Below are 579 nucleotides of genomic sequence, written 5' to 3'. Positions count from 1 at the left end.
GGACGCTGGTGCTCTCACGTCACACCGGTGAGCACGACATCCTCTTCGGCGCCACCACCTCGGGTCGCTCCGCCGACGTCTCCGGCATCGAGCACGCCGTCGGCCTCTTCATCAACACACTGCCCGTCCGCATCTTCGTCGACGAAGACGCCACCGCGCTCTCCTGGCTCCAGCAGCTCCACACCCAGCAGCTCGAGCTGCGCCAGTTCGAGCACACGCCGCTGACCCACCTCCAGCGGTGGAGCGACGTGCCACGCGGCACGCCCCTCTTCGAGTCCCTCTTCATCGTCGAGAACTTCCCCGTCGATGCCGCCGTCAATTCGGCCAGCGCCGAGCTGGGCATCCGCGACTTCAGCGCGCGTGAACAGGCCGATACCCCACTGGAGGCGTACGTCATCCCCGGGGACGCCCTGGAGCTGCGCCTGCTCTTCGACGCCGCGCGCTTCGAGCCATCCACCCCCGAGCGCCTCCTGCGCCACTGGAGCGTCGCGCTCCAGGCCCTCATCTCCAGTCCCGACGCACGCCTGGGGACGCTCTCCCTGGTGACGGGAGAGGAGCGCGAGCAGGTCCTTCGCTCCT

General features: G+C 68.9%; 1 protein-coding gene. It reads left to right on the top strand.

Translation table 11 applies throughout. The features are described from left to right. The coding region (locus tag FJV41_RS49735) for a condensation domain-containing protein (RefSeq protein WP_246137918.1) at positions 1 to 579 on the top strand (579 nt) is incomplete at both ends.

Origin of the sequence: Myxococcus llanfairpwllgwyngyllgogerychwyrndrobwllllantysiliogogogochensis (assembly GCF_006636215.1) — a bacterium.
Classification (GTDB): Bacteria; Myxococcota; Myxococcia; order Myxococcales; family Myxococcaceae; genus Myxococcus; species Myxococcus llanfairpwllgwyngyllgogerychwyrndrobwllllantysiliogogogochensis.
The sequence above is the reverse complement of the archived record's forward strand: the minus strand, read 5'-3'. Positions and strand labels throughout refer to the sequence as shown.